This window comes from Paenibacillus sp. 598K, assembly GCF_003851045.1.
Lineage (GTDB): Bacteria > Bacillota > Bacilli > Paenibacillales > Paenibacillaceae > Paenibacillus_D.
The window spans coordinates 143,606-144,224 of the sequence record NZ_BFBX01000083.1 but is presented as its reverse complement, the minus strand read 5'-3'; the positions used below and the strand labels follow the sequence as shown (position 1 = coordinate 144,224).

Below are 619 nucleotides of genomic sequence, written 5' to 3'. Positions count from 1 at the left end.
CGGGCGCTCTGTCGCCTGTTCGGTCTCGACGGACGGCTGCTGCTGGCCGTTGAGCAGCTCATAGCGGTAGCCTTGCTCGACCATGAACAGCTGCCGACGCCGGGCGAACTCCGTCTCCTTGGTCCCGTCCGTGACCAAGCTGTAAAACCATGCGCGATTATCGTCCCGCTTCGGCCGCAAAATGCGCCCGATCCGCTGAGCCTCCTCCTGTCGCGAGCCGAAGCTGCCGGAGATCTGTACAGCGACTGCCGCATCGGGAAGATCGACGGCAAAGTTGGCCACCTTGGAGACCACCAGCGTGGCGATCTGGCCCCGTCTGAACGCTGCGAACAATCGCTCCCGCTCCTCCTGGCTCGTCTCGCCGGTGATGAGCGGCGCCTGCAGACGGCGGGCTGCTAAGCGCAGCTGATCCAGATACTGGCCGATGACCAGACGCTGCTGCCCTTCGTGACGGTGCAAGAGCTGCTCCAGCACCGCGAGCTTGGCCGGATTCTCGCTGGCGATGCGCAGACGGAGTCGGGCAGCCGCCTCATCGTAAGCTTGTCGCCGCGAGTCGCAGAGCGGCACGCGAACCTCGTGACAGGCGAGCTCGGCCAACCCGCCGCGCGCCTCCAGCGCC

The 619-nt window shown here is 66.2% G+C and carries 1 protein-coding gene; it reads right to left on the bottom strand.

From position 1 onward, the window contains the following. Positions 1–619, bottom strand: a 619-nt coding sequence (locus PA598K_RS22885; RefSeq protein WP_260405555.1) for a helicase-related protein, incomplete at both ends; no start/stop codon positions are given.